This is a genomic window from Nostoc sp. CHAB 5836 (assembly GCF_020829445.1).
Taxonomy (GTDB): Bacteria; Cyanobacteriota; Cyanobacteriia; order Cyanobacteriales; family Nostocaceae; genus Nostoc.
Map to the genome: position 1 here is coordinate 1 of NZ_JAIVFV010000314.1, position 3,850 is coordinate 3,850.

Annotated in this window: 6 protein-coding genes; all 6 read left to right on the forward strand. The window is 44.7% G+C overall.

The features are described 5' to 3' along the window. On the forward strand, nt 1-242 hold a 242-nt coding region (locus LC605_RS31590), incomplete at its 5' end, for a helix-turn-helix domain-containing protein (RefSeq protein ID WP_267868729.1). Further along, the gene (locus LC605_RS31595) at nt 239-1,216 is read left to right on the forward strand and encodes a DNA cytosine methyltransferase (RefSeq protein WP_229551339.1); all 978 of its coding nucleotides are present in this window, start codon (nt 239-241) and stop codon (nt 1,214-1,216) included. The genes LC605_RS31590 and LC605_RS31595, both read left to right, overlap by 4 nt. Further along, on the forward strand, nt 1,213-1,671 hold the full coding sequence (locus LC605_RS31600) for a DUF1392 domain-containing protein (protein WP_229551340.1): 459 nt from the start codon (nt 1,213-1,215) through the stop codon (nt 1,669-1,671). Before LC605_RS31595 ends, LC605_RS31600 begins: the two co-directional genes overlap by 4 nt. Nucleotides 1,672-1,698: 27 nt before the next feature. Further along, a complete protein-coding gene (locus LC605_RS31605) occupies nt 1,699-2,496 on the forward strand; it encodes a hypothetical protein (RefSeq protein WP_229551341.1) in 798 nt (265 codons plus the stop codon). 29 nt (nt 2,497-2,525) lie between these two features. Further along, nucleotides 2,526-3,155 carry an alpha-ketoglutarate-dependent dioxygenase AlkB gene (locus LC605_RS31610; protein ID WP_229551342.1) on the forward strand — a complete coding sequence of 210 codons (630 nt, stop codon included), beginning with the start codon at nt 2,526-2,528 and terminating at the stop codon, nt 3,153-3,155. Nucleotides 3,156-3,446: 291 nt separating this feature from the next. Continuing rightward, complete coding sequence (locus LC605_RS31615; protein ID WP_229551343.1) at nt 3,447-3,761, forward strand: hypothetical protein; 315 nt, start codon at nt 3,447-3,449, stop codon at nt 3,759-3,761. The last annotated feature ends 89 nt before the right edge of the window (nt 3,762-3,850 follow it).

Below are 3,850 nucleotides of genomic sequence, written 5' to 3' on the forward strand. Positions count from 1 at the left end.
AAAAGCAAACTGAAATCTATACGATAAAACAAATAGCTCAAGTTCTTCGATTGAATTTGTCAACTGTTTGTAGGTGGGTAAATCGCGGATGGCTCAAAGCTACAAGACGCTCTGCTAAACATTACCAAATCCGCAGATGGCATCTTAAACAATTTCTTGAGCATCCACCTCAATCAATTAAAAAACGTATTACCTCTCTTGATCCGGAAGCCATTAATTACTTATTGGGGAGACGTGCATGATTGACCAAATCACTCCCTTTAAAACTCAAAAAGTTCTTGACATCTGCTCTGGTATTGGCGGCTTCACCCTCGGTCATCTGATTAGCGGCGGTTTCGAGACTGTAGCTTTTTGCGAGATTAATCAATACTGCCAACAAGTTCTAAACCTGCGCTTCCCACAAATTCCAATTATCGGGGACATCCATGACATTACAGTTGAGTCTTTGGCAAGAGTCGGAGTTACAGAAGTTGACGGCATCATCGCCGGACTGCCTTGCCCCCCCTTCAGCCTCGCGGGGAAACAAAAAGCATCGCAGGATGAACGCAATCTGTTTGGGGAATTCAAGAGAATCATTTGCGAGATTCGACCAGACTGGGCAATTGTGGAAAACGTTCCCGGACTGCTCACTGCTGAAGGAAGTGAATTTTTCCGTTCGGTACTCTGGGAGTTTGCCGAGATCGGGTTTGATGTTGAATGGGGAATTGTTTCGGCTGCCCAAGTGGGGGCTGTCCACAAACGAGAAAGAGTGTGGATTATTGCCTACTCCCAAAGCGACCGACGGGATACATCCTGGAATCAGTACTCACCGTCCGGGACAAACCCTGCATCTGTCGGCGGCGGTGATGCTGGCAACTTCCAGAAACACAGACTTACCAACTCAGTTTACGGGGCGTTCCCTAAACCCGCATCTAGTAGAGGCGATGATCGGTGTACCACAGGGCTGGACGGATGTCTGCTTAAAAGAGCAGGACTTGATTATTGGCTCACCTCTGCCACAGTCCCCAGTTTTAATCGGCTCACTTGTACTGAAGTTGCAGCGCTTACGCTCTCTTGCCAACGAGAATATCACCAACTCTGGGCAGAATACCAAGCCATTAGAAGACAACACAAACAACAGTTGATGGCTTTAGGTAATGCCATTGTCCCCCAATGCGCTGCACTAATTTTTGACCAACTGAAAATAATTTTATCTCAACAAAGGAAAAACTCATGATTGACAACGTTAACGTGCTTAAAACTAGCTGGTATCTCTCTCCTCCTTGGGGGAAAACAATGCCACCTGTTGAAGTCAATTTACTAGAAAGAGTCTACCTCCGAACCACGAGAACATTCGGTTACTGCTGCGGTGTTCAGTGGAAACATGAAACTTGGTTTTACTCAATTGATTGTCGTAATGAAATTGTTCACGCCACACAACATCAAATCATTGGCACTGGAGAATTAGTAACTCTGCCCGTGTCAAAACCCGCTTTTACTTTGGGGCAGAAAGTAATCCTATGTTCTTACGGCAATGACGCAAAACAACGGCTGATTTTGGGAATAGCTCTGGTAAATAATTCCTGGTTCTACCTTGTTGAATTGGTGTCGCCAACCTTAACTCAATCAGCGATTGTATGGAATCGTTTCTCGCTGGTCGGTGAAAAAAGTTTGGTTCGCGTAAATCTTTGATTCTCTCTAATAACAGAACTGAAAATTATGTCTCAAATCGAAATCTCCGAAATCATCAAGCAAATCTCTCAAGAGATTGAAGTTGACTCCAATGGTCATGGTAAAGCCAGTATCAAAGCCACTGCACGACTAGCTGGGGTGAGTGATATGGCAATTATCAAAGCATTAGAGAGCGCAAACCTAGAACCTTCAAAACTAGCTCAAATGCTTATGCACCAAGGCTTTAATGCCGCAAACCTCACAGAGTGGCGTACACTTGGCATCCCCGACATTGCGATCGCTATTATCTTAGACTACTACGCTCACGAGGCGGGAAGATACTGTACTAAACAAGCCAGATTAGTTTGCAAAGCATTTAATACCATTGGCGTTAGAGCATGGATTCAAGACGTCTTAGGCTGGGTGAAACCACCAACTGTTCAACAGCCACAATCACCAATAGAAATCATTCTTCAAAATGCGCAGAATCTAGTTGCAATTGCCCAACAACTGTTTGAACAAGACTGCCGTCAGCGCGAACTAGAGCAAGCTATTCTTGCCCAACAAAATCTCAATCAACAACTACAGCACCGTCTCAAAGCTGTTGAAGTTGAACAAGACAGAGTAAACACCCCATGCGGTCACAAATACAGTGTTGTCGGTTTCGCCAATCTTCAAGGTTTGGAAATATCGGTTAAAGAAGCCAGCGTCAAAGGTAGAAAAGCCAGCGCATTGTGTCGTCAACAAGGAATAGAAATAGAACGCATTCATGATCCACGGTTTGGACGAGTAGGCTTGTATCCAGAGAGTGTGTTGATTGAGGTTTTTAAAGCTGAACAGAACTAACAGCAGTTTCAAAAGTTAAGAGAACTACCATGCAACAACTTAATTTGTTTGGTGAATCAGCACCAGTTTTACCCATCACTTATTACCCCGATTTCTTAAGTCAGGAACTTGCCAACTCGCTCTACCAACACTGCTTGAAATTGGAGTGGCAGCAAAATCAAATACGTATGGCGGGTAAAACAATGCCCGTCCCCCGCCTCGAATGCCTGTACGGTGACAAAGGCTGTGATTACCTATACTCCAATAGCGTGTTTTTGAAACCCCTGATTTGGACAGAAGCTCTGCAAGTAATGCGCGACTCCATTACTGCGTTCACAGGTTACAAGTTTCGTATCGTCATTGGGAATCAGTACCGAACAGGTATGGATTCAATCGGGTGGCACGCTGATACTGATTCTTCAATGGGACTATCGCCAGCAATTGCTTCAGTCAGCCTGGGGTCTGTTCGCAAGTTTCAAATCAAACCGAGAAATGGCAGACCAACGGACTTCTGGCTTGAACACGGGAGCTTACTTGTGATGCACCCTGGCTGTCAGTCTACGCATCTGCATCAAGTCCCCAAAACCAACAAAGTGGTTAGCACCCGTATTAATCTGACGTTTCGACCACACACTTGTGTTGAGCATCACGCCTGGGCTCGTTGGCGTAGCCTCTCGTAGAGATGGAACCGGAGTCGAAACACCGGGGGGAAATAATTGTGATTCTCTTTCATCGTGTATAATTCCGTGAATTAGTTCTTTTGTACTACTAAAACTCAAAGAAGAGGCTCTTGGTAGGGGGCAGGGAGAAGGAGGAGTACCGAACCTCCCCTGACTCAACCAAGAAATTCCTTAAATCCCCCTCCGTTTTACCAATACCTCTTCTTCATCAAGATTTTTGTCCTGTCCGTCCTTTGAAAATATCAGATCAATTCGATTCAAATTCAGTCACTTTCTAGGAGTAAATGCTGTATGGGAGAAGCAAAACGCCGTCGCTTACTAGATGCCAATTACGGCAAATCTAAACAACCCTATGCTGGTCAAAAAATCACTTGTGAAATTCTCAACAAGCAAACTGTTGCATCTGTTTTTGATTTGATCATTGACGATTACGAATTGACAAAACATCATCTAATTTCGCCTCCGCTATCAGACCCAAGTGATGCAGCTGATGTGATCAACATAATTGATACACTTGAAAAGTCAGAGCTTGGGGCAGTTCTTCCTAAAAACTCTCTACCCCTTACCCGAATGGCACTAAGAAAAGCTGAAACGCTTGTGGTTTAAGCCGTTTGCAAAAGATTTTGTAATTCGTGCCGAGGTTTGGTCATTAAGGGGTAAGCTTTGGGGCGACGTTTGCGGACTCGTGGTTCACT